Source organism: Bacillota bacterium (assembly GCA_030705925.1).
Taxonomy (GTDB): Bacteria; Bacillota; Clostridia; order Oscillospirales; family Feifaniaceae; genus JAUZPM01.
Map to the genome: position 1 here is coordinate 36,777 of JAUZPM010000004.1, position 24,002 is coordinate 60,778.

General features: G+C 39.8%; 23 protein-coding genes. 19 read left to right on the forward strand and 4 right to left on the reverse strand.

Translation table 11 applies throughout. The annotated features are described in order from the left end of the window. Nucleotides 1-25 precede the first annotated feature (25 nt). On the reverse strand, nucleotides 26-1,177 hold the full coding sequence (locus Q8865_01410; GenBank protein MDP4152087.1) for a galactokinase: 1,152 nt from the start codon (nucleotides 1,175-1,177) through the stop codon (nucleotides 26-28). A gap of 184 nt (nucleotides 1,178-1,361) precedes the next feature. Between Q8865_01410 and Q8865_01415 the strand changes: the two genes are divergently transcribed. Continuing rightward, nucleotides 1,362-2,348 carry a polysaccharide deacetylase family protein gene (locus Q8865_01415; GenBank protein MDP4152088.1) on the forward strand — a complete coding sequence of 329 codons (987 nt, stop codon included), beginning with the start codon at nucleotides 1,362-1,364 and terminating at the stop codon, nucleotides 2,346-2,348. Nucleotides 2,349-2,732: 384 nt separating this feature from the next. Here the strand turns inward: Q8865_01415 and Q8865_01420 are convergent, their stop codons facing one another. After that, nucleotides 2,733-3,194: a hypothetical protein gene (locus Q8865_01420; GenBank protein ID MDP4152089.1), complete on the reverse strand. Its 462-nt coding sequence runs from the start codon at nucleotides 3,192-3,194 to the stop codon at nucleotides 2,733-2,735. 157 nt (nucleotides 3,195-3,351) lie between these two features. On the opposite strand from Q8865_01420, the gene Q8865_01425 reads away from it, so the two are divergent. From Q8865_01425 to Q8865_01435, 3 genes are all read left to right on the forward strand, one after another. After that, on the forward strand, nucleotides 3,352-3,489 hold the full coding sequence (locus Q8865_01425; GenBank protein MDP4152090.1) for a hypothetical protein: 138 nt from the start codon (nucleotides 3,352-3,354) through the stop codon (nucleotides 3,487-3,489). 309 nt (nucleotides 3,490-3,798) lie between these two features. After that, the gene (locus tag Q8865_01430) at nucleotides 3,799-4,293 is read left to right on the forward strand and encodes an RES family NAD+ phosphorylase (protein MDP4152091.1); all 495 of its coding nucleotides are present in this window, start codon (nucleotides 3,799-3,801) and stop codon (nucleotides 4,291-4,293) included. A 168-nt stretch (nucleotides 4,294-4,461) separates the two neighbouring features. After that, a complete protein-coding gene (locus Q8865_01435) occupies nucleotides 4,462-5,406 on the forward strand; it encodes an exonuclease domain-containing protein (protein ID MDP4152092.1) in 945 nt (314 codons plus the stop codon). A 215-nt stretch (nucleotides 5,407-5,621) separates the two neighbouring features. Here Q8865_01435 and Q8865_01440 read toward each other — a convergent pair whose 3' ends face one another. Then, complete coding sequence (locus Q8865_01440) at nucleotides 5,622-6,815, reverse strand: pyridoxal phosphate-dependent aminotransferase (GenBank protein ID MDP4152093.1); 1,194 nt, start codon at nucleotides 6,813-6,815, stop codon at nucleotides 5,622-5,624. 168 nt (nucleotides 6,816-6,983) lie between these two features. Between Q8865_01440 and Q8865_01445 the strand changes: the two genes are divergently transcribed. Further along, nucleotides 6,984-7,163 carry a small, acid-soluble spore protein, alpha/beta type gene (locus Q8865_01445; protein ID MDP4152094.1) on the forward strand — a complete coding sequence of 60 codons (180 nt, stop codon included), beginning with the start codon at nucleotides 6,984-6,986 and terminating at the stop codon, nucleotides 7,161-7,163. A gap of 54 nt (nucleotides 7,164-7,217) precedes the next feature. Here Q8865_01445 and Q8865_01450 read toward each other — a convergent pair whose 3' ends face one another. Next, nucleotides 7,218-7,604 (reverse strand): metal-dependent transcriptional regulator, encoded by a 387-nt coding sequence (locus Q8865_01450; GenBank protein ID MDP4152095.1) that lies wholly within the window; start codon nucleotides 7,602-7,604, stop codon nucleotides 7,218-7,220. A 143-nt stretch (nucleotides 7,605-7,747) separates the two neighbouring features. Here Q8865_01450 and Q8865_01455 point away from each other — a divergent pair, with 143 nt between their 5' ends. The 14 genes from Q8865_01455 to ileS form a co-directional block, all read left to right on the forward strand. After that, complete coding sequence (locus Q8865_01455) at nucleotides 7,748-9,097, forward strand: MATE family efflux transporter (GenBank protein ID MDP4152096.1); 1,350 nt, start codon at nucleotides 7,748-7,750, stop codon at nucleotides 9,095-9,097. Between the two features lie 114 nt (nucleotides 9,098-9,211). Beyond that, on the forward strand, nucleotides 9,212-10,873 hold the full coding sequence (locus tag Q8865_01460) for an S-layer homology domain-containing protein (GenBank protein MDP4152097.1): 1,662 nt from the start codon (nucleotides 9,212-9,214) through the stop codon (nucleotides 10,871-10,873). Nucleotides 10,874-11,012: 139 nt separating this feature from the next. Beyond that, on the forward strand, nucleotides 11,013-12,422 hold the full coding sequence (gene miaB / locus Q8865_01465) for a tRNA (N6-isopentenyl adenosine(37)-C2)-methylthiotransferase MiaB (GenBank protein MDP4152098.1): 1,410 nt from the start codon (nucleotides 11,013-11,015) through the stop codon (nucleotides 12,420-12,422). Nucleotides 12,423-12,441: 19 nt separating this feature from the next. Next, nucleotides 12,442-12,828, forward strand: a complete 387-nt coding sequence (locus tag Q8865_01470) for a YlbF family regulator (GenBank protein MDP4152099.1) — start codon at nucleotides 12,442-12,444, stop codon at nucleotides 12,826-12,828. A gap of 29 nt (nucleotides 12,829-12,857) precedes the next feature. Continuing rightward, entirely contained in the window at nucleotides 12,858-15,479 is a 2,622-nt protein-coding gene (gene mutS, locus Q8865_01475; GenBank protein MDP4152100.1) for a DNA mismatch repair protein MutS, read from the forward strand. 15 nt (nucleotides 15,480-15,494) lie between these two features. Beyond that, nucleotides 15,495-17,432, forward strand: coding sequence for a DNA mismatch repair endonuclease MutL (gene mutL, locus Q8865_01480; GenBank protein ID MDP4152101.1), 1,938 nt, complete (start codon nucleotides 15,495-15,497; stop codon nucleotides 17,430-17,432). Next, nucleotides 17,429-18,361 (forward strand): tRNA (adenosine(37)-N6)-dimethylallyltransferase MiaA, encoded by a 933-nt coding sequence (miaA, locus tag Q8865_01485; protein ID MDP4152102.1) that lies wholly within the window; start codon nucleotides 17,429-17,431, stop codon nucleotides 18,359-18,361. Before mutL ends, miaA begins: the two co-directional genes overlap by 4 nt. A 36-nt stretch (nucleotides 18,362-18,397) precedes the next feature. After that, complete coding sequence (gene hfq, locus Q8865_01490) at nucleotides 18,398-18,649, forward strand: RNA chaperone Hfq (protein MDP4152103.1); 252 nt, start codon at nucleotides 18,398-18,400, stop codon at nucleotides 18,647-18,649. Between the two features lie 22 nt (nucleotides 18,650-18,671). Next, a complete protein-coding gene (locus Q8865_01495; protein ID MDP4152104.1) occupies nucleotides 18,672-19,886 on the forward strand; it encodes an HlyD family efflux transporter periplasmic adaptor subunit in 1,215 nt (404 codons plus the stop codon). Nucleotide 19,887: 1 nt separating this feature from the next. Beyond that, a complete protein-coding gene (locus tag Q8865_01500; GenBank protein ID MDP4152105.1) occupies nucleotides 19,888-20,580 on the forward strand; it encodes a YggS family pyridoxal phosphate-dependent enzyme in 693 nt (230 codons plus the stop codon). Between the two features lie 16 nt (nucleotides 20,581-20,596). Beyond that, nucleotides 20,597-21,061, forward strand: coding sequence for a cell division protein SepF (locus Q8865_01505; GenBank protein ID MDP4152106.1), 465 nt, complete (start codon nucleotides 20,597-20,599; stop codon nucleotides 21,059-21,061). 12 nt (nucleotides 21,062-21,073) lie between these two features. After that, a complete protein-coding gene (locus Q8865_01510) occupies nucleotides 21,074-21,358 on the forward strand; it encodes a YggT family protein (GenBank protein ID MDP4152107.1) in 285 nt (94 codons plus the stop codon). A gap of 24 nt (nucleotides 21,359-21,382) precedes the next feature. After that, a complete protein-coding gene (locus tag Q8865_01515; GenBank protein MDP4152108.1) occupies nucleotides 21,383-22,186 on the forward strand; it encodes a DivIVA domain-containing protein in 804 nt (267 codons plus the stop codon). 17 nt (nucleotides 22,187-22,203) lie between these two features. Further along, nucleotides 22,204-24,002: isoleucine--tRNA ligase (gene ileS, locus Q8865_01520; protein ID MDP4152109.1), on the forward strand; the 1,799-nt coding region annotated here is incomplete at its 3' end.

The following is a 24,002-nucleotide window of genomic DNA, read 5'->3' on the forward strand; positions in this document are numbered from 1 at the left end:
AAGTTATAACATAAGTCAATAATAATTAAAAAATTCCTGCTCCGTCACCAATCTCACTAACATAAAACTCAGGGAAAAGTCCTGTTTTCGAGGTGTAGTATGTAGAAACTTTACTTCTAAAGGTCTCAAGTGCTTCATTTTTAACAATGCTTACTGTGCATCCGCCGAATCCTGCGCCTGTCATACGAGACCCAAGAGTTCCGTCGACTTTCAATGCCGCCTCAACCAACGTATCAAGTTCTTTTCCGGTTACTTCATATAAATCACGCAAAGAATCATGAGATGCGCAAAGAAGCTTCCCAAATGCTTCGATATCTCCACTATGCAGAACTTCCATTGACTTTCTTACACGATCCTCTTCATATACGCAGTGACGAACTCTCTTTGCGATCACTTCATCTTTTATTAGGTGAATATTTTCCTCAAGCTGTTCAGGTGTTATTTCGCAGAGATAATTTATCCCCGGAAGCGCAGGCTTGAGTAAAGCCAGTCCTTGTTCACACTGAGCGCGCCTTTCGTTATACTTACTGTCGGCAAGAGAACGCGGCTTTTTTGTATTTGAAATAACTATTGAGCAACCTTCCATTTTTATTGGGACAAGTGAAAAGTCAAGTGAACGGCAATCAAGAAAGATCGCGTGGTCTTTCTTACCGTTCGCTGAAGCGAACTGATCCATAACACCGCAATTGACCCCGACGTAATTGTTTTCGGCACGCTGTGAAATAACGGCCATTTCTGTCATATCAAGATTTACTGCATTGCCTTGTTCCTCAAGCCCTAACGTTGAGAGAGCCACTGCAGTTGCGACCTCTATAGACGCTGACGAGGACAGACCGGAACCAAACGGAACGTTTCCCCAGAACAACATATCACAGCCAGGAACATTATAACCGGCTTTAATTAGTTCATCAGCAACGCCTAGCTGGTATGATCCCCATTCTTTGCCTTTATATTTATCAAGATTGTCAAGTGAAGCTGTAACTAAAAGTCCTGCTAAATCATCTGCAGCAAGACGTATTATACGGTCGCCGCGCTTACGAACAGCGACAACATTCATAAGGGTAAGTGCAGCAGGGAAAACATGTCCGCCGTTATAATCTATATGTTCACCAATCAGGTTAACACGTGCAGGCGCGAAAAAAAAAGCGAAGTTCGCCGCTGCCTTTGCCAAATACATTTTCAAATTTCTCAGAAAGATATTGTTTACTAACCATTTGCCACCTCAAAAATAATATATCATATATATATTAAATGCATAATTTGAAAAAAGCAAGCTGTTTTAGACAAAAAAACCACATTATACATGAATAGGGACAATCTGGCCAAGAATAGGATATTATTGTGGGAAAGGAGCATTTGCCATGAGGATGTATGTTCTAACAAAGAAGAATGTTTACGCAATTATTTTATGTCTGGTCTTTGCCATTTTGCTTATCGGGGTTAATTTTGACAATGTTGCAACTTTTGTTAGCACCGGATCTGTACATCGCAGTTTGCCAATTTATAGGGTTCGGACTAATGATAAAAGAATAGCAATTAGCTTTGATGCAGCATGGGGAAATGAAGACACACAGACTTTGATTGATATTCTAGGAAAATATAATGTAAAGGCAACGTTTTTCGTTGTGGGCAGCTGGGTAGATAAGTATCCTGAAAGCGTGAAAGCTCTGCATGATGCCGGACACGACGTAATGAATCATTCTAGTACCCATCCTCATATGCCGCAGCTTTCTAAAGATAAAATGATTTCTGAGGTGCAAAATTGTAATGACAAGATAGAAAAGGTCACAGGGGTTCGTCCGATATTATTCAGACCTCCATTTGGGGATTATAGCAATTTAACTGTAGACACAATGAAAGAGATTGGAATGTACACGATCCAATGGGATGTTGACAGTCTCGATTGGAAGAATCCCCCTTCCTCTGATATTGTTGCAAGAGTAACATCAAAGGTCAAGGGCGGCTCGATTGTGCTGTTCCACAACGCTGCAATAAATACTCCTGCGGCATTGCCCGCCATTCTCGAAAAGCTGCAGAGCGAGGGGTACCAATTTGTCAAAATATCCGATTTAATATATAAGGACAATTACGACATCGATCATGCCGGCGAGCAGTTCCAGAAAGCCCCCGCTGCCGGTCAAACTGGCACAGCTTCGTCTGAGACTAAAAAAGATCAGTCTGATGAAAAGCAGACAAAAACTGAAAATCAAGCTGATTCTGAAAAGGATGCAGTTTCTCCGCAAAAAAATGCGGATAAGAAATCACAATCAGATTTATCGGCAAAGAAAGAAACTGAATCAGATATCAGTCAAAAGACAAATGTGAGACAGCAAACTAAATGCATTTAAATTCTGATGACCTGTCGATAAAACTTATAAAAAAAGCTTTAGCCGTAAGACTTAATTACGGCTGAAGCTTTTATTTTTTCTTTAAGCAGCGGCTAACATAGCAATAATTGACTAAAATGAGCCATATTCCATTTGGCACCGCGACAGAAACTTTAAATGAATGGTACTATGAAATCCGGAAAGGGTTAGCCTTGAACACCTAGAAGAAAATGCGAAGCGCTGGGCTGCCTTTGGGAGATTTGATTGAGTATATCCCAAATAAGGAACACAGGACCGAGAAAGACCTTAATCGAAGAGCATGGGAATAAAAAAGAATAATAATGATGGCGGCTCATTGTTTCGGAAGCGGAACGGTGAGCCGTTTTTTTTACTTTAAGTATTTAATTAATCATTTTTATGGCGGCTTAAGTATGCGGCATACTCTGCCTTTAATTTATAATATTCATTCTCCGTAATAGCGCGCAAAGTAAAGCAAAGGTATTGGCAGATATCAACACCTTCACGCTTTAAATCATAAAGGATATGAAATGACTTAATCCCTTCCTGCTCAAAATCAGTATTAGTGATGATGTCATTGAAAGACTCCAAAAACTCTCGATAACTACGTTTGCAGAATGTTGCCCAGTTTTCTTCCGGAGTTTTGTCTTTAGGGCCTGCACTAAGCCAATATAAATCACAAGTCGATTTTTGCACAAAGAATTGAACCTCACCGCCTGTTACTGCTAAACCAAGCTTTTCACATTCCGCTACTACAGAAGGAATATCCTCGAATTTCCAAGCGTATTCAAGCCCAGGCTTAAAAGCTTTATTAAGGATGTCTACCGGCAGTAGTTCCTCTGTATTCATAACATCACATCCAAGTCTCAATTTTTAACTATTATATCATATACTTACTGGAAATTAAAGTGAAATAGCGATTTGATTGAATGTATCAAAACAACAGCTAGAAATAAGAATAAAATAAAGATGGCGCTCACCGTTTCAGAGTTAGACAAAAACTCCGATGCCAAGTACAGGACAGACGAATTCACAGCCTGATACGGGCACAGAAAAACAACCCAAAACAGGGGCAAAGACAGAACCCAAACCGGGCGCCAGCCAAAAAACAAACGTAAGGCAGCATACTAAAGGAATCGAATAGCAACAGCGGGGAGAAATCCCCGCTTTTTGGTGTTTGGAATTAAATATAACAATCAACTAATAATTGACGAATGTAAAAAATGGGATTATTATGTAAGAAAATAGCAAGTTGAATTTGTCCAAAGAGATATAAAGGATGTGTCATATGAAAAAAAAAAAGAAACCCCGAGCTAATGCCTGAAGAAGAAGCAGATTATGATGTAATAGGTTATTATTATGGATTTGAGAAATATATGAGCAAAATGGCCGTTTTTTCTTTGGCCATGATAATCTGGATGTAGCACCCTTCTTAAAAGAATTAGATAAGATATTGCCTTATCTAAAAACAAATCATAAATCAGGTGAAATATTTTATCGTGCACGAATAGATGACGGGATAATAAATCAATATTCTTTTCAAGATGGGCCTTTTGAAGCTTATTCAAAAGATGAATTGGGAGCACCCCCAAAATATAAAGCCAAAGATGGACGAATCAACCCCAAGGGGGTGCCATATTTATATCTTGCAAAAACACGGCGTTGCGCTTTAGCAGAAGCACGGCCTCCCATTGGCTGCACAGTTGCAATAGGAAAAGGCGTATTGTCCAGAGATGTAACAGTTGCCTCTTTTACTGGAGAACCTTGGAGTGGTCAAAGCCTATTTGAAAATAGAATGGTTATTTTTATTGGGGCCTTATTTTCATTGCCTTTAAATGGTCAAAATGATATTGAGTATTTACCGACCCAAGTTATTGCTGAATATTTGAAAAATGCAAACTTTGATGGAATAGAGTATAAAATCTGGAATCAACTTAGCGCTGTTTAATATAAATGATTGGTTTGCTGATTCCTCAACTATTTTTGACGTAACAGATATTAAATACGAGGCTGTTAGAAGTAAAGCTTTAGTTGAAGTCTTTGGGTACCCTGATGAGAAGTTATAAAAAATTAGTAAATAAATTAATTAAGCGTTATACAATAAGGAGCCATAACGATGATTACAATTTTAATTGGAAACGATATAAAAACTGAAAGCCGTTCTAAAAAGGGAATAAGTTTACTAGAAGTATGCGAAAATTATGTAGTATTAGATTTAGAAACTACCGGACTTGACCCAAGTTATGATGATATTATTGAAGTTGCGGCTTTGCGGATTGAAAATAACGAAATTGTAGGACAATATCAAAGCCTTGTAAATCCAGGTTATAAAATTAGTGAATTTATTTCAAATTTGACAGGTATAACAAATGAAATGCTTTCAAAAGCACCTCATATTCAAGACGTATTGAAGCAATTTATAGATTTTATTGGTGACTCAATTGTTGTTGGACATAATGCCAATTTTGATATAAATTTTCTTTATGATAATTGCAGTAGAAATTTTGATATGCTGTTTAAAAACAATTTTATAGATACTATGAGGCTAAGCCGAAGGCTATTTAAAAAGGAAACGCATCATCGCTTGTCCGATTTAGTTATGCGCTTCGGTATTGGCCCAACAATTGAGCATCGCGCTTTAAATGATGCTCATCAAACACATGAGTGCTATCAGTATATGCTTAATTACATAACAGCTAATTCAATCGATATTAATTTATTGTATCCTCATAGAAGCAATTTGTTAGCAAGAGATATATGCGCAACAGCTGGAGCTTTTGATGAAAGTAGTCCTATTTTCGGGAAAACTTTTGTTTTTACCGGGGCATTAGAGCGAATGACCAGAAGGGAAGCAATGCAACTGGTTGTTAACAAAGGAGGCTTTTGCGAAGATAACGTTAATAAAAAAACAAATTATCTTATACTAGCAAATAATGAGTATTGTACTTCGATTAAAGATGGTAAAAGCAATAAACAAAAGAAAGCTGAACAGTTAAAATTATCCGGAATGGATATTGAAATAATTTCAGAGAGAGTATTTTACGATATGTTAACTGAGTAATAAAAATTCAAAATCTGCACTCAGAGTAGTCCCATCAGAAGTCTTTGAGTATTCATGGTTGAATAGTCGCACCAAGGACAATAGACGCAAAAAAATAAAAGCCAATTGGAGAAAATGACTTATTTACGCTGACTCCTCCAAGAGGCTTTTTATTTCAATACCCGTTTTTATTGGTACTGTTCAGTTCATCAATTTCCTCTCCGCTTTTTGCTATATTATTCTTTTATATACGCGTCCTTCAATTTTTCAAATGCCTTAAATGAACGTTCGATCATGGCTTTTGCGACGCAGTATGAGATGCGGACATAGCCGGGACAGCCGAAGCCATCGCCTGGCACTAGTAGGAGATCAAGCTGTTTTGCTTTTTCGCAAAATGCCACTGCATCGGATTCTAACGCTTTAACAAACAGATAAAAAGCACCCTCAGGTTTTACACAGTCATATCCAAGCGAAGTAAGCTTATTATATAATAGATCCCGGTTTGTCCTGTAAACATCCATATTCGATGTTTTACCAATACACTTTAATATAACCTTTTGGAATAAGCTTGGCGCGCATACGTAGCCTAACGCCCGCCCGGCACCGCAGACAGCTAAGTAAATTTCACGGCTTTTTTCAGCTTTGTCCGGAACTAATATATAACCTATGCGCTCACCAGGCAGGGACAGCGCTTTACTGTAGGAATAACAGACGATAGTATTGTCATAATATTTCGGGATAAATGGGACGACAACTCTGTCATACACTATTTCCCTGTATGGTTCATCGGAGATTATGAATATAGGATGCTTGTATTCACTTGATTTTAATTTGAGTAAATCACAGAGATTTTGAATTGTTGCCGCTGAGTAAACAGCACCGGACGGATTATTCGGTGAATTAATAATTATAGCTTTTGTGTTTTCATTAATTGTTTTTTCGAGCTCTGAAAAATTGATTTGGAATTGCCGCATATCTGGTGGCACTACTCTAAAGCCTGCTCCCGCAGCCTCAACAAATACTTTATATTCAGGAAAATAAGGGGCTATCGAGATAAATTCATCTTTTTTGCTTTCAGTCAGGGCGCGAAAGCAGATGCTAAGTGATGCCGCGGCGCCACAAGTCATATAAAAATTATCTGCTCTAAGCTGTACTGAATATTTACTGCTCATATAGTCTGCAAGCCCCTGACGAACAGACAAATCTCCTTGCGCTGAAGTATAGCCATGGATAGAACAGGAATCTTCATTTTGAAATATTTCTTCTATTGCACCGTGTATACATTCAGGGGCAGGTACTGAGGGATTACCGATACTAAAATCAAAAACATTTTCTTTTCCGACTATATCTGCACGCAGTTTGCCATATTCGAACAGCTCTCTAATAGCGGAGCGTGTATTCCCTAGTTCATACATTTCTTTTGAAAACATAATATTCACCTTTCAAAAATCCTTTTTTACAGAATTATGATAACATTAATCAATACAATTTTTAATATAATTTTGATCACAAATTGGAATACATAATAAATAGTCTTTGCTATAAAATAAAATCGGATCACTTTTGATCCAAGTTCACAGCAAATGGGGGGTCTTAAAATGGCAAACAACAAGTCGAACATTAAACAAAAAAATACGCTTAACCAATATAAAGCCGAAGCCGCAAAACAGGTTGGTGTCGATTTGAATGATGATAACATCAAAGCAAAGGATGCAGGTGCTGTTGGAGGCAGAATGGTTAAGAATATGATTGACAAGGCAAAAAGCCAGCCCAAATAGTTGATGAACGAATAAAGATAGATTTGTATAGAGGAGGAGCATTGGCTCCTCCTCTTATTGATGGTTATTATCAAATTGTTTCATATAATTTTCCCATTTAGATATCGTTTCTTCACTTAAGACGTGTTCCATCAGACATGCATCGTTTTCAGCGGTTCCTTCGGCAACATGGAGGACGTTAATTAAAAAGCTTTTAAGTAATTTATGTCTTGAAAGCACTTTTTTTGCGCTTTCAAGACCGTTTTCAGTCAGCCTTATATCACCATAGTGCTCATGATCTACCAGACCCTGAGCCTTTAGAACACCTATTGCTTTATTTACGCTTGCCCTGCTGATATTCAGCTTCCGAGCAATATCCACCGAGCGAACAGTTTTATCCGTGTTGTCAGAAAGGTTATAAATAACTTCAAGATAGTTTTCACTTGATGGACGAATTGACATGGCAGCCTCCGATAAATTTTTACTGTATTATACTACACATAATTTCCAAAAACAATTGACTATTTTATTGAGCGTTAATTAATTTGACATTATATTGAGCTTTTGATAAAATATAAGTTCAGATTTAGATAAAGGAATAAAAAATGGATAGAACAAAGGAACTTGAAACACAGAAAATCTCAAAACTTATTTTTGCTTATTCTATTCCCGCAATTACTGGAATGATCATAAGCTCAGTCTATAATATAATAGACAGGATTTTTATCGGAAACTGCCCCGAACTTGGTAAAGATGGAATTGCAGGGATTACAGTTGCTTTCCCTGTCATAATCGTTTTAATGGCTATATTTTTCTTATTTGGACAGGGAGGCACTATCCTTTTCTCGATCAAGCTTGGAGAAAAAAAGCGGGAAGATGCACAGGAGATTTTATCTTCTATTTTTATCGTGTTACTTACGAGCGGAATTATAAGCATGACATTAGGTTTGGTATTCACAGACCCATTGCTTAAAATTTTCGGTGCAACCGGAACAGTCCTGCCATTTGCCCGCCAATATCTGCAGGTTTTTCTCCTTGGCTCAATTTTTCAAAGCATGAGTCTAGGACTCAATAATCTTGTCAGAGCAGACGGACATCCTAAAATTGCAATGACTACTTTAATGATAGGAGTTGCAATAAATATTGTCCTTGCACCTATTTTCTTATACTGGTTTCATTGGGGTATGGCTGGGGCCGCCCTCGCCACAATTTTAGGGCAATCTGCAAGCGCAGTATGGATTGTTCTTCATTTTACAGGCAAGAGATGCTCTGTTCCGATAGATTTTAAAAAGATTAAAATCACTTTTAAGTTTCTGATTATGATTGCATCTTTCGGTTTCCCATCTTTTATTATTCAGGTTGCGAACGGAATAATGAATCTGGTTTTAAACGTCAGCCTTGTAAAATATGGCGGGGATCTGGCAATTGCAGCTATGGGAACAGTAAACAGTATTGCAACGTTAATGATAATGCCTGAAGTTGGCATAGCTCAGGGGATTCAGCCGATAGTTGGATATAATTATGGTGCCCGTAAATATGACCGGGTAAAAAAGACTCTTGCGGGGGGCATTATATTCGCAACTTGTGTTGTTTTAGTTGGTTATATTATAACAAGACTTTTCCCGGAAGCTATGATAAAAATGTTCAACAGCGATCCGGATCTTGTAAAATTAGGGTCACATGCTTTAGTATGCTGGTTTATTGCTCTTCCGGTAGTTGGCTTTCAGATTGTTGGTTCGAACTTTTTTCAAACAGTCGGAAAGGCAAAAACAGCTATTCTGCTTAGTATGACAAGACAAATTATATTCCTTATACCGGCAATTTTGATACTGGGTTATTTATTTGGACTGGACGGTATTGTTTACGCTGCGCCATTTGCGGATATCAGTGCGGCGCTTACAACAGGAGGATTTTTGTTCTTTACTCTAAAAAATCTTAAGGAAACTGTTAAATAAAGTTAAAAAAGTATGAAGGTGCTTTCACAGGTTGAAAGCACCTTTTTTATTTTTGTTTTCCTGTTTTATATTCTTTTTAAAAAGCAGAAAATAATTGTGATTTGGAGTGATATCATGAAAGCGATGTTCAACGCATTTTTTTCCAATATGTTAAGGTCTATTGCAGCTTTGCTGGCTGCAAGCATTGCTGCATCGCTTTCTTCATCCTCAGTTCAGGATCCCGGTTATGACAGTATCGGCTTTTTATATGCCGGTAACACGGCTGTATACTCTAACAACGTGAAAAGAACAAACGGAAATCTTAATGTAGTGTGTCCGGATTATTTCGATCTTGATACAGACGGGCGCCTTAAAATCAGTTCTTCAGCAGACACTACTTTTGTTGATGAAATGAAAGCCAGTAATATAAAGGTCCTTCCCTTTCTCAGCAACCACTGGGATAGGGATATTGCAAGAGCGGGACTTACAAACAGAAAAAATCTGGCAGCCGAAATAGCAACAGCTGTTATACAGTATGGGTATGATGGTGTAAATATAGATATTGAAAATATAAATGAAAGTGACAGAGACAATTTTACTGATTTTATTAAGCTGCTTGCAACTGATTTGCCAACAGGATCAATTCTGTCTGTTTGTGTCGCGCCTAATCCCTGGAGCCTTAGCACTGGCTGGCAGGGCGCTTATGATTACGGCGCTCTTTCGCAGTATGCAGACAGAATATTTGTAATGGCTTACGATGAACATTACAGTGGAGGCATTGCGGGACCAGTTGCGGGAATCTCATTTGTCGAGGGGTCTATAAAATATGCACTTCTATATGTTCCTCCAGAAAAAGTAGTTTTAGGGATACCTTTTTACGGACGATATTGGTCAAAAGACGGAAGTGTTGCGGGAAAGGCACTTACAATGTCTGATATTGAGGGCCTTGTTTCAGAGTATGGTACTGCTAAATGGTATGATCTGAAAAATGAGTGCGCAAGGGCAACAATCTATATTTCTCAGACCAATGTAAGTATGGGTTTATGGGGCGGCAAACAGCTTAAAGCCGGCACTTATGATATTTGGTATGAAAATGAGAGATCACTTAGAAAAAAAGTTTCGCTTGTTAAAGCATACGGCTTAGCAGGTGTCGGAAGCTGGGCGCTCGGGCAGGAATCACAGACTATTTGGGAAGTATACCGTGAATGGCTTACAGGACTTCCGTTCTGGGATATATCAAGACATTGGGCGCAGCAGTATATAATCGAACTTAACAGCGCAGGGGTTTTAAAAGGCGTAGAAGATGACACATTCAACCCTGATGGGCAGCTTACGCGCGGTCAGGCTGCGGCTATGCTTGTAAGGGCATTAGGTCTTTCAATAAATGTTCAATCTGAAGGATTTAAAGATACCCCAGGGCACTGGGCTGAAGAATATATTAGAACCGCTGCTGCTTATGGTATTATAGATGGTTTCCCTGACGGTACTTTTAAGCCAGATGCACCAACTTCTAGAGAGCAATTTGCCGTTATGCTTGACAGAATTTTAAATCTTCCAACCACTGTAGATTATAACCAAACATTTTATAGTGATGTGTCTTCTAACATTTGGTCATCAAGCGCGATAGTCAGACTTTCGATTGCAAGCGTTATAGGCGGATACCCTAACGGTACTTTCAGGCCACAAATTGCCTTGTCAAGGGCAGAAGCATCTAAGCTATTATCACTTGCGTTAAAACAGCCGAGAAAAACACTTACTTTTATAGCAAGAAAACCGGAGACTGTTGAACCACGATAAAACCTGCAAATAAATTTCCAGAATTGACATGAGCCTGCCGCGGAAGTATAATTAAATCTATATAACTCAAAGAAGTACCACGTTATATAGAGCCTTTCTTTAGGAAGGGTTTAAAAATATTACTTTCCGGAGAAGATAAATGAGAGAGGTCCTGCACAATATTACAGAGGAAGAACTTGGAAAACAGCATCAATTTATTGAAAAGGTCAAAGCGTTAAGTGCCGGTGAAACCAGGTTTGCTATGATACAGACTTATGGCTGCCAGCAAAATGAAGCTGACAGTGACAGGATGCGCGGCATGCTTACAAATATGGGTTTTGAAATGACGGACGAGCGGGAAAAAGCTGACGTTATTCTGTTTAATACATGTGCGGTCAGAGAACATGCGGAACTAAAGGTATTCGGCAACATCGGCGCTTTGAAACATTTGAAAAACAAACGCCCTGAGCTTGTGATCGTGCTATGCGGATGTATGATGCAGCAGCAACATAGAATTGATGAAATCATGAAAAAGTATCCGCATATAGATATGGTTTTCGGGACGCACACATTCTATAAGCTGCCAGAGATGCTTTATGATGTATTAACAAACAGGGATCGCCATGTTGAAATAACTGAAACCGCAACGCCAATAATAGAGGATATGCCGGTAAGACGTGAAAGCTCTTTTCAGGCTTGGGTTACTGTAATGTATGGCTGCAACAATTTTTGCTCATACTGCGTTGTGCCATATGTCCGCGGAAGGGAACGAAGCAGACATTTTGACAGCATTGTGGAAGAAGTGAAAACTCTTGCCAGTCAGGGGTATAAAGAAATTACCCTTCTTGGACAGAATGTAAATTCTTACGGCAAGGATCTTGACGAAGGAAAAGATTTTTCGGACCTGCTGACTGCCCTAAACGCTCTTCCTGGGGATTTTATTATCAGATTTATGACGAGTCATCCGAAAGATGCGACTAAAAAGCTTATGGATACAATGGCATCCTGTGAAAAAGTTGAAAATCACCTTCATCTGCCGATTCAATCGGGAAGCAACCGGATTCTTAAGGCAATGAACAGAAGATATACAAGAGAACAATATTTGGAACTTGTAAAATATGCACGTTCAGTAATGCCGGATATCGCTTTTACAAGTGATATAATTGTCGGATTTCCCGGTGAAACTGAAGAAGACTTTATGGATACCGTTTCACTTATCAAAGAGGTTGAATACGACGGACTTTTCACATTTATTTATTCCAAAAGACGCCGCACACCGGCGGCTGAAATGGAAGGGCAGGTGCCTCAAAAGGAAAAACAGGACAGACTTAGCAGACTTATGGAAACCCAAAATGAAATATCCAAGGCTCGTGGCGAACACCTTTTAGGTTCTATACAGAGGGTGCTGGTTGAAGGCGTCAGCAAGACAGACAGCGATTTTATGACGGGAAGAACCAGCGGGGGGCGACTTGTACATTTTAAGACAGATGAGGATCTGACTGGAACATTCGCAAATGTTAAGATCATTGAAGCACGCGCATGGTCAACAACGGGCGAGCTTATGAAATAAATATTAAAGGAGCACAAAGATGAGCGTAGAAGATAAAGCAAAAGAACTTGGACAGGCAATTATAGAGGACGAAAGATATATTTCCTACGAAAAAGCCCGCTTAATTCATGATAACGATGAGGAACTTCAGGCAATGCTTGTTCGTTATGACACAATTAGAAATGATCTTGTTACAGAAAATCAGAAAGGTATTAAGGATAATGCTAAGCTTGAAAATTTATCAAATGCGATGCAGGTTCTTTATGACCAAATAATCAAAAATGAAAATATGCTGTCCTTTTTAAACGCTAAAAATGAGATGGAAAAGCTTATGAATGAAGTTAATTCTATCATTGACTTTTATATAACCGGAGAGGAAGGCGGCTGTTCTCCCGATAAGTGCAGCGGCTGTAGTGGCTGCCATTAAAAAAGAGACAGCATGGAAGGGGTGAGAAAGTGGCAGAGACAACACCAATGATGCAGCAGTACTTCGAGATAAAAAAGCAAACTGAGGACTGTATATTATTCTATCGGCTTGGCGATTTCTATGAGATGTTTTATGACGATGCAAAATTAGCCTCTAAAGAGTTGGATTTGACACTTACTGGCCGTGACTGCGGGCAGGAAGAAAGGGCGCCGATGTGCGGCGTCCCTTATCACAGCTGTGAAAGCTATATTGCAAGGCTTGTAAGCAGAGGATATAAGGTTGCAATATGCGAGCAGATGGAAGACCCGAAACTTGCAAAAGGTCTTGTTAAACGTGATATAGTCCGCATAATAACTCCTGGAACGGTGACTGACAACAGTATGCTCGACGAGCGTAAAAATAATTATATTGCTTCCATATGTGCTGAGGGTGAAGTTGCGGGCATAGCTTTTGCAGATGTATCTACAGGTGCGCTATCCGCAACTATGCTTGACAGCGGCGGGAATCTGACCCAAAGGCTGATAAATGAGCTTGCGAAATTTAATCCGCGTGAGATACTTTTAAACGGTGACGCAAATGTAAGCCGTGAGCTTATGGCATTTATAAGCGAAAAACTTGAGGCGCTGCTGACACCGTATGAGCAGCGTCATTTTGATTATGATGAGTGTCTTGAAATAATTAATAATAAGTTTCCAAAGGATATTTCACGCGAAATTTTGGATTTCAAGCTTGTAGTATCCGCATCAGGAGCTCTTATCAATTATTTACTGGATACTCAAAAAAAAAATCTTATAAACATAAGCAGTATTGAGTTTTATAAGCAGAGCGAGTATATGGAGCTTGACGCCGCAACAAGGCGCAATCTCGAACTTACTGAGACAATGCGTAAGGGAGAGAAAAGAGGTTCGCTTTTAGGCGTCCTTGACAGGACAAAAACGTCAATGGGCGGCAGACTATTAAGAAGATGGATAGAACAGCCGCTGTGCAGCGCAGTACATATAAATAACAGGCTAACCGCTGTTGATGCTCTATATGCCAAAGATGCAGTGCGTGATACGCTTTCAGAAAATCTAAAGGGCGTATATGATATTGAACGTATTATTTCGAGAGTTGTTTTCGGAACGGCAAACTGCCGTGACCTGAAATCTCTTGAAGCAACGCTTTCTAAGCTTCCGGCGGTAAAAGCCGCGGCGCTTGAGGCTCAAAACGGTTATCTTACGCGTCTTGCCGACGAAATAGATGATCTTGATGATATTAGGCAGCTTATTGCCAAGGCAATTGAAGATGAGCCGCCGTTTTCAGTGCGTGAGGGAGGACTTATTAAAAAAGGCTATAATGAAACCGTAGATGAGCTTAGAATGCTGATGACTGACAGCCGTTCCCTGCTTGCTGGGATCGAAAACAGGGAACGTGAAGAAACAGGCATTAAAAACTTGCGCATAGCCTATAATAAAGTCTTTGGATATTTTATTGAAGTTACAAATTCATACCTTTCGATGGTTCCTGAAAGATACATAAGAAAACAGACGCTTACTAACTGTGAGCGGTTTATAACGGAAGAACTCAAAACTATCGAGGAAAAGGTTTTAAGTGCTAGCGAGCATGTAAAAACACTTGAGTATGAGCTGTTTCTTTCCGTCCGCGATAAAGTAATGGCGGCTTCCGACAGAATCCAGAGTGCGGCTCAATCTCTTGCTGCGCTTGATGTGCTTTGTGGTTTTGCCGAGGCTGCTAGAAAAAATAGGTATACAATGCCTGAAATAATAACCTCCGGGGCAATAGACATAAAGGAGGGACGTCATCCTGTTGTGGAAGATATGCTTAATGATACGATGTTCGTCCCTAACGATACACTGCTCGATTGCGGAGATAACAGGCTTGCAATAATTACGGGGCCGAATATGGCGGGCAAATCGACTTATATGCGCCAGGTTGCGATAATCGTGCTTATGGCTCAGGTTGGCAGCTTTGTTCCCGCAAAAAGCGCCAAAATTCCAGTTGCGGATAAGATTTTTACCCGTGTGGGAGCCTCTGATGATTTATCAACAGGCCGATCAACCTTTATGGTTGAAATGAGCGAGGTTGCATACATACTTAAAAATGCGACAAAAAACAGTCTGATCATATTTGACGAGATCGGACGTGGGACAAGCACATTCGATGGTATGAGCATTGCACGTGCTGTGTTGGAATTTGCAGCAGATAAAAAGAAACTTGGGGCAAAAACACTTTTTGCAACTCATTATCATGAGCTTACTGAACTTGAGGGTCAGTTTGAAGGCGTTAAAAATTACAATATCGCTGTTAAAAAACGGGGAGACGATATAACGTTTTTACGGAGAATTGTAAGGGGAGGCGCCGACGAAAGCTATGGCATCGAGGTTGCGAAGCTTGCGGGCGTGCCGGATACTGTTATTGAACGTGCAAAGCATATTCTTAAAGATCTTGACGGCGGAAAAGAAACGTTTACAAGAAAAAACATTGTACAAAGCGAAGCTGAAGATGATTTTCAGCTTAATATAACCGGGGAATCTCAAAATGCGCTTCTTAAGGAAATCATTGATATTGATCTCAATACTCTAACGCCTATCGAGGGTATGAACAAACTCTATGAATTAAAAAAGAGAGCAGAGAAAATAATTGTGTGCTAGATAAGAGGTGATATGTTGAACAGGATACAGCTTTTAAGCAAACAGGTTGCTAATCTTATCGCCGCGGGAGAAGTTGTTGACCGCCCTTCCTCTGTTGTCAAGGAACTGATCGAGAATGCAATCGACGCGGGAAGCAAATCGGTCACTATTGAAATTAAGAATGGCGGTTCAACTTACATCAGGATTACGGATGACGGCTGCGGCATGAACAGCGAAGACGCGGCAAAGGCTTTTTTAAGACATGCCACAAGCAAGATTTCAAGAGCCGAGGATCTCTCTGCAATAAAGACGCTGGGATTTCGGGGAGAAGCGCTTGCGGCTATAGCATCTGTATCAAAGACTGAACTTATTACCTGTGAAAAAGATTCAACATCCGGCACACGCGTTGTGGTTGAAGGCGGAGAGCTAAAAATTACAGAGGAAACGGGCGCACCCGCCGGGACAACTATAATAGTTAGAGACTTGTTTTTCAATACGCCTGCACGCAGGAAGTTTCTAAAAAAAGATGTTACCGAATCGGCTTCTATTGCCGGCCTTGTTCAAAATATTGCGCTTTGTAATCCTTTTATACAAATCAGATTTATCAGAGATGGAAGGGAAACCTTGTTTTCACCAGGAACGGGACTGTCAGCGGCTGTTTACGCATGCTTTGGCAAGGAAACATCATCATTGATGCTTCCGGTCGATTTCAGCAGTGAAGGTATCCATGTAACAGGATTTGTAGGGAAACCCGAAACGGCTAGACCCAATCGCAATATGCAGCATTTTTCAGTCAACTCCCGTATGGTAAAATCTCGCGTGCTTTCAATTGCACTTGAAGAATCAATGAAACACAGCATAATGGTTGGAAAATATCCAATCTGTGTTTTAAATGCTGAAATAGATTTTGGTGCTGTAGACGTCAATGTGCACCCGTCAAAGATTGAGGTCAAATTTTCTGACGAGCGATCTATGTATGACGCTATATTCTTTGCGGTAAGAGAGACATTGGCAAATGATAATAAAAGGCAAGAAATGCGCCTTCCGATAAAGACATCAGATGAAAAAACGGTGGATATTCAGAATCCGAAGAATGAATTTGTTCAAGAAACAGCACCAAAAATAAGTAAGCCGTCTGCCAACATCGATATCAGCGCTGCAGATTGGAGTTATCCGGATATTTCGGGCAGCCTAAAAGTTTGCGCATCAGAGCCAGCCGACGCCGCAAAATTTATGCTTAATTATTCGTCGGAAGTAGGCAAAACGCTTAAACCTGTAATTCCTGATCCAGCAGAAACAGGAAAGCAGGAAGAACAGGGAAGAATAGAGGCCGATAATACACAGGAAAATGAAGAAGTAACGTTTTGCGAAAATGAGATCAAGCAGGAGACTCTTGCAGAAGAAGAAAAATTCAGGATTGCAGGAGAGCTTTTTAATACATATATAATAGCGGAATTTGATGATAAAGTATTATTTATAGATAAACACGCAGCTCAGGAACGTATGCTTTATGAAAAGCTAAAAACTAGAGAGCATACCGCTTCGACACAAGCGTTGCTTCAACCAGTAGTTGTAAGCCTTACGCCAAACGAGCTTGCACAAATAGCAGAAAATATGAAGTTTTTAGAGAAACTCGGTTTCGAGGCTGAAATATTCGGAACAAACGAGCTTTTGGTAAGAGGGGTGCCGACAGAACTCAGCTGGGCTGATATCAATGGCCTTATAATTGATATAGCTTCACAGCTTCAGAGTGGAAAACGCGACCCACGACCAGAGGTTTACGACGACATACTCCACTCGATAGCTTGCAAAGCCGCCATAAAGGGCGGTCAGCATAACGCATATGAAGATATTTTGAATCTAGTAAAAGAGCTGTTGGCTCAGCCCGATATCAAGCATTGCCCGCATGGAAGGCCTGTGGTTTTAGAGCTTACAAAGTCTTATTTTGAAAAACAGTTTAAGAGGCAGCAATGAGTAATAAAATACCGCTTATAGTTGTTTGCGGACCTACTGCTTCGGGGAAAACCAAACTTGCGGTGATGCTTGCGAAGGCTTTTGATACCGCGGTTGTTTCGGCAGACTCGATGCAGATATATAAAGGGATGGACATTGGGACAGCTAAACCGACTGAGAATGAAATGAACGGCATTCCACATTATATGATCGATATAGTATATCCCGATAGGCGATACAGCGTTTCGGATTATGTCAGTAAAGCGGGGCAAGTCATATCTGATATAGCACAAAAAGGTAAGATTCCGATTCTTGCCGGAGGGACAGGGTTATATATTGATACACTTGTTTCAGGTACACGTTTTGGTGAGATTAAATATGATGAAAAAATCCGGGGCGAGCTTTCAGAGTTTAGCGGCTTGGAACTTAAAGAGAAGCTTTTAAAAATAGATCCCGCCGTGGCGGACAGACTTCATGAAAACGACAAGAAACGACTGATACGGGCACTTGAGATTTATTTTACCACAGGTGTAACTATGAGTGAGTGGGAGCGGCGTTCAGTCAATGAAAGCCCATATGAGCCGCTTTATATAGGATTAACCTGCGAAAACAGGCAATTATTATATGACCGGATAAATATCAGAGTTGACACAATGATAGAACAGGGGCTTGTGGATGAGGTAAAAAATCTTTTAAATAAAGGTATTCCTCTTGACACGACGGCCATGCAGGCTATAGGATATAAAGAGATCGCAATCGCACTTAAAACTGGCGGCAGTATTACTGAAGCAGTTGAGATCGTAAAAATGGAATCACGCAGATATGCAAAACGTCAGCTTACATGGTTTAGAAGAAACGATAAGATACACTGGTTTTTTACAGATAAGGAAAACTTTGAAGAAATTTATAGTAAAAGTAAAATAATGGTAGAAAATTCCTTCTTAATGTGATATACTGTTGACAACATAAAAGGAGGAATAAAAAATATGAAAACAAATTTAAATTTACAGGACATTTTTTTAAATCAGGTAAGAAAAGAAAAAATCCCGGTTACTATGTATTTGATGAACGGCGTTAAAATTGTCGGAACAGTACGCGGATTTGATAGTTTTTTAGTTATTGTCGAGAACTGCGGAATGCAGAATGCTGTATATAAACATGCTATCTCAACTATAATCCCAGCCCGTGCGGTTAATATACTTACAGGTGGAGGGATAGGAGAGCAGGAGACGGCTTAGATTAAAAATGGCGGTGAATTAGGTGGAAAAACGCGCGGTAAGGTTAATAGGTGTGGTGTCGGTGGTTTTAGTGACCGCGTATTTTATCTTTCAGCTCAGCGGTTTCTTTCAGCCTGATTATACTGTCCAGACGGCGTACATGGGAACTGCCTATGATGATATTTCTGCGAACGGTTATATTATTCGTGATGAAATGGTGCTCAAGCAATCATATAAGGGAGTGCTTGCAGTTGACAGGGCCAGCGGAGAAAGAGTAGCAAAGGGAGGCCGTATTGCATCTGTTTACAGCAGCGAAGAAGAACTTGAAAAAAGGCTTGAGGTTAATAAGCTTGCTGAAAAAATAGATATTTACCAGAGAAGTCTGGATAATCTTTCATATGGCACGTCGGAAATTGCGGAGATTGATCAAAAAATAAATGATATGTATAAAAACATATCTTCTCAGGCATCTGACGGAGACGGCATGAAAATATATAATGAAGAAAGCGACCTTTCTATGTATCTTAACAGAAAGCAAGCAATTACAGGCAATGAAGATACGGTGAAGGCTGCACTTAATAGTCTTCAAGCTGAATACGACAAAAAAAAGTTGGCTCTTTCTGGAACTGTAAGCGCGATATATGCTTCTGAACCCGGATGCTTTGTAAATACTGTTGACGGACTTGAGGACAAGCTTACTCCTGATGTCGTAGACAAGCTGACTGTAAATGATATTGAAGCACTTCCAAAACTTCAATTTAAAAAAGAGGATACATCTTCAGTTATAGGCAAACTTGTCGTTGGATATGAATGGTATTTTGCAACTGTTCTGAATAAAAAGGATTTAGGCGATTTGAAAGAGGGAAGTGCAGTCAATCTGCGCTTCCCATTCGCACTTGATATACTTGTTCCCGCTACTATAAAATCGGTTTCGGAAGACGGGGACAAATGTCTCGTTATAATAAGCAGTTCATATGTACTAAACGAGATTAATACTATTCGTAATCAAACCGTCCAAATCGTAAAAAGTTCATATGATGGGCTGCGTGTACCTGGCGGAGCCTTGCGAGTGCAAAATAATAAAACTGGTGTATTCGTCCGGCGCGGTTCAGTGATACAGTTTGAGCCTGTTGATATTTTGGTAAACAAGGACCAATACATCATAATAAAAGCTGATGACTCTAACAACGGTGTAAAATTATATGATCAGGTTATAGTTGCAGGTAAGAATTTATATGACGGCAAGGTGGTAAACTAGCGTGCAGGAAAAAATAGATGAAATAATGGGTGAAATCGAGAAAGCGGCGAAAAAGAGCGGAAGAAAAAAAGAGGATATTACGATCGTCGGCGTGTCAAAGACGAAACCGGCAGAGCTTATCGATGAAGCTGTAAATCTAGGGATTACTGATATAGGTGAAAATTATGTGCAGGAATTTTGCGATAAATATCCTAAAATAAGTAATACTAATAAAATAAATTTTCATTTTATTGGACATTTGCAAAGAAATAAGGTAAAATATATTGTTGATAAAGTTTCTTTGATTCAGTCTGTTGACAATATTGCGCTCGCAAAGGAAATTGACAGGCAGTCCGCAAAAATCGGTCGTATAATGGATATACTAATAGAGGTAAATATTGGAGGAGAAGAGTCGAAAAGCGGTATCTCTCCGGACGGGCTGGACAAGCTGATATCCGATATTTCCTTTCTTAAAAATATACGCCTTTGCGGGCTTATGGCAATTCCGCCACTTAATGCAACACAAGACGAGCTTTGTGACTACTTTAGAAGAATGAGAAAAATGTTTGATGTTCTTCGTGAACGCAATATTCCAGGCACAGATATAAAGCATTTATCCATGGGCATGAGTGCTGATTTCCCGCTTGCTATTGAAGCGGGCGCCACCATGGTTCGCATCGGGACCAGACTGTTTGGAGAAAGAATATATATATAAGATCGGAGGTCATAATATGGGATTATTAGGGAAAATCAAAGAATTTATTGGATCAGATGACGAAAGTTATGAACTTGAACAGGACGATATGGATATTATTGCTAAAACAGAAGACAAGAAAGATAAACAAAAAAGTTTTGACGATAAGGCTATATACAATTCAAACGAAAAGAAGAGCGGTAAAGTATTAAACATACATACTACAGCACAGCTTCAGGTAGTGCTTGTTAAACCAGAGCGCTTTGATGACGCTGTTAGTATTGCGGATCATCTCAATGATAAAAGAACTGTAGTTCTTAATCTTGAATCTACAAATAAGGAGGTAAGCCGCAGACTAGTCGATTTCTTAAGCGGAGTTGCCTATGCTAACGACGGTCAGATTAAAAAAGTCGCCAACAGCACCTTTATTATAACTCCATATAATGTTGATATAATGGGTGACCTGCTGGATGAGCTTGAGAGTACCGGCGTTTTCTATTAACGGAGGTATATGATGCCATCGGTCTTAACCTTTTTATATTTTATTTTGAGTTATATAATTGATTTTTTATATATCCTTATAATCGCGCGTGCGGTAATGTCATGGTTTCCTCTTAGGGGAACACTGCTTCATATTTATGAAATTATACACGTATTAACTGAACCAATGCTTCAGCCGATAAGAAAGCTGCTATCGAGGATAGATGTTCTTCGCGGCATGCCTATCGACTTTTCACCAATAGTTTTGCTTATTATACTGGGCTTTATTGATAGGATCTTCTTGTTTTGGAGGCCCTAGCTTATTTTAAAAGGTGGGGAAGACATGTTAAAACCGTCCGATTTAAGAAACAGGACGTTTAAAAAAAATCTTGGCGGTTACAATGCGGCTGAGATCGATGAATACTTAGGTGAATTGCTTCACGACTATGAGCGGCTTTATACCGAAAATGCAACTCTTTCTGAAACGGTTAAAAAGCTTGCGGCTATGGTTGCTGCATATAAAAAAGATGAGGAAGCAATCAAAATCGCGGTTGACAATGTTAAGCTATTATGCGACAGCCTTATTATGGAGGCTAATGAAAAATCTGAAAGTATCATGCAGGATACAATCAGCAAAAGAGATGAAATATTATCGTCTCTTGATAGAGTGATAAAAGAAAAACGCGGAGAAATTAAAAAATTAAACGACGATATAAAGGCTTATAAGGAGAAACTTGTTTTTCATTATAAGATTCATTATGATAGCATTATCAAGCTTCCGCTGTTTGATTCAGAGGATATGCTAGCAGCAGTGGAAGAGGCGGAGCAGAGGCTTCGCGGAATTAAAAATGAAGATATTACTATTCCAGTAGTAATGACTGAAAATGCCAGCGAAAATAAAGCCGAACCGCAAAATGAAAAAAACGATAAGGAGCAGCACCCGGAAAAACCGAATGAGTCTCCGGAAGATGTCAATGCTCTTAATTATGACACTGAAAAATCCCTTAACGACGAACTTTACGATGAGGAGGAAATCCCCATTGAGTCTTCTTTCAAAGACGATATTCGATTCGGAGAGGATTTTGATATAGATGAACAGGTCGGGCACGGTCTGTTCGGCAGAAAGAAGAAAAACAAAAAGGACTAAAAAGGGAGAAATTATTCATGGCACTTGATTATAACTCGACGCTTAATCTGCCGTCTAAAGATACGGATAAATTATTTCCAATGAGGGCTAATCTGCCGTCACGTGAGCCTCAGATGCTGGATAAATGGGATAAAGAAGACCTTTATAAACAGCTTTTGAAGCATAACGAGGGGAAACCGATGTTTTTGCTTCATGATGGTCCTCCTTATGCAAACGGGACTATTCACCTTGGAACTGCACTAAACAAAGTGCTGAAGGATTTTATTATAAAATATAAAAGCATGACTGGGTTCAAAACCCCTTATGTTCCAGGATTTGATACGCATGGTTTGCCCACCGAACTCAAGGCGCGCAAAAAGGCGGGTATGGAGTCAACCCAGCAGATTTCGACTTTAGAGCTTCGTAAAATGTGCCGTGACTTTGCACTTGGATTTGTTAAAGATCAGACAAAACAGTTTGTAAGACTTGGTGTTCTCGGCGAATGGGATAATCCGTATATGACTCTTACCAATGATTATGTTGCCGCACAGATCGAAGTGTTCGGTGAAATGGCACAAAAGGGTTATATTTATAAAGGTTTAAAGCCTGTTTACTGGTGCCCTGAATGTCAGACTGCGCTTGCAGAGGCTGAAATAGAATATGCTGAGGATACATGCTATTCTATTTATGTTAAATTTAAAGTAACAGATGACAAGGGAAAATTGTCAGCGCTTGGCGCTGATCTAAATAATACTTATGTAGTAATATGGACGACAACAACCTGGACATTGCCTGCAAACGTAGCTATTGCAGTAGGACCTTCATATGATTACTCTCTAATTAAATGCGGAAACGAATATTTTGTCATGGCAAGCGAGCTTGCTGATGCAGCAATGAAGGCAGGTAAAAAGGACAACTATGAAAAAATAGGCGAAATCCGTGGCAGTGATCTTGAATATATCGAAACCGCACATCCTTTCCTGGATCGTAAATCAATAGTCATTGTCGGAGACCATGTTACGCTGGAGAGTGGCACTGGATGTGTTCATACTGCCCCTGGTCATGGCGTTGAAGACTATGAAGTATGCAGAAATTATCCGGAGATTCCGATGATTGTTCCGGTTGACAGCAATGGCAGAATGACTGCGGAGGCCGGTGATTTTGTAAAAGGGCTTACAACTAATGAGGCAAACAAAGTTATTGCAAAGCATCTTGAGGAAACAGGCAATTTGTTTGCAATGGAGAAGATTATCCATCAATATCCACACTGCTGGCGCTGTAAAGAGCCAGTCCTTTTCCGTGCAACAGAACAATGGTTCTGCTCTATATCAGATTTTGCGGATGCGGCTGTCAAGCAGATTGAAGGGGTTCGCTGGATTCCTGAATGGGGTGAAGAACGTATCAAAAATATGGTGCGTGACCGCAGTGACTGGTGCATTTCACGTCAGCGCACTTGGGGTGTTCCTATACCTATTTTCTATTGTGAGGACTGTAAAAAGGAAATCATCAATAAAGATACAATCAATAATGTAGTTAAGATATTCAAATCTGAAGGCCCAGATGCGTGGTATGCCAAGGATGCGAGTGAACTTTTGCCGGATGGTTATAAATGTCCGCACTGCGGTGGAACCCATTTTAAAAAAGAAAAAGACATTATGGATGTCTGGTTCGATTCCGGTTCGTCACACGCAGCTGTTTGCGCTGGCCGGGATTATCTAAAATGGCCGGCTGATTTATACCTTGAGGGTGCAGACCAGTATCGCGGCTGGTTCCAATCTTCACTTCTGACTGCTGTTGCAACAAAAGGTGAGGCGCCGTATAAAGCTGTTGTAACACA

What these genes read in the sequence shown, in the direction of transcription:
- Q8865_01445 (MDP4152094.1), top strand. Translation starts at nt 6,984, where the DNA reads ATGGCAAACAACAAGTCGAACATTAAACAAAAAAATACGCTTAACCAA.
- Q8865_01505 (MDP4152106.1), top strand. Translation starts at nt 20,597, where the DNA reads ATGGGATTATTAGGGAAAATCAAAGAATTTATTGGATCAGATGACGAA.
- Q8865_01425 (MDP4152090.1), top strand. Translation starts at nt 3,352, where the DNA reads ATGCCAAGTACAGGACAGACGAATTCACAGCCTGATACGGGCACAGAA.
- Q8865_01415 (MDP4152088.1), top strand. Translation starts at nt 1,362, where the DNA reads ATGAGGATGTATGTTCTAACAAAGAAGAATGTTTACGCAATTATTTTA.
- Q8865_01515 (MDP4152108.1), top strand. Translation starts at nt 21,383, where the DNA reads ATGTTAAAACCGTCCGATTTAAGAAACAGGACGTTTAAAAAAAATCTT.
- Q8865_01470 (MDP4152099.1), top strand. Translation starts at nt 12,442, where the DNA reads ATGAGCGTAGAAGATAAAGCAAAAGAACTTGGACAGGCAATTATAGAG.
- Q8865_01435 (MDP4152092.1), top strand. Translation starts at nt 4,462, where the DNA reads ATGATTACAATTTTAATTGGAAACGATATAAAAACTGAAAGCCGTTCT.
- hfq (MDP4152103.1), top strand. Translation starts at nt 18,398, where the DNA reads ATGAAAACAAATTTAAATTTACAGGACATTTTTTTAAATCAGGTAAGA.
- Q8865_01410 (MDP4152087.1), bottom strand. Translation starts at nt 1,177, where the DNA reads ATGTATTTGGCAAAGGCAGCGGCGAACTTCGCTTTTTTTTTCGCGCCT.
- Q8865_01440 (MDP4152093.1), bottom strand. Translation starts at nt 6,815, where the DNA reads ATGTTTTCAAAAGAAATGTATGAACTAGGGAATACACGCTCCGCTATT.
- Q8865_01455 (MDP4152096.1), top strand. Translation starts at nt 7,748, where the DNA reads ATGGATAGAACAAAGGAACTTGAAACACAGAAAATCTCAAAACTTATT.
- miaA (MDP4152102.1), top strand. Translation starts at nt 17,429, where the DNA reads ATGAGTAATAAAATACCGCTTATAGTTGTTTGCGGACCTACTGCTTCG.
- Q8865_01420 (MDP4152089.1), bottom strand. Translation starts at nt 3,194, where the DNA reads ATGAATACAGAGGAACTACTGCCGGTAGACATCCTTAATAAAGCTTTT.
- Q8865_01460 (MDP4152097.1), top strand. Translation starts at nt 9,212, where the DNA reads ATGAAAGCGATGTTCAACGCATTTTTTTCCAATATGTTAAGGTCTATT.
- Q8865_01450 (MDP4152095.1), bottom strand. Translation starts at nt 7,604, where the DNA reads ATGTCAATTCGTCCATCAAGTGAAAACTATCTTGAAGTTATTTATAAC.
- Q8865_01510 (MDP4152107.1), top strand. Translation starts at nt 21,074, where the DNA reads ATGCCATCGGTCTTAACCTTTTTATATTTTATTTTGAGTTATATAATT.
- miaB (MDP4152098.1), top strand. Translation starts at nt 11,013, where the DNA reads ATGAGAGAGGTCCTGCACAATATTACAGAGGAAGAACTTGGAAAACAG.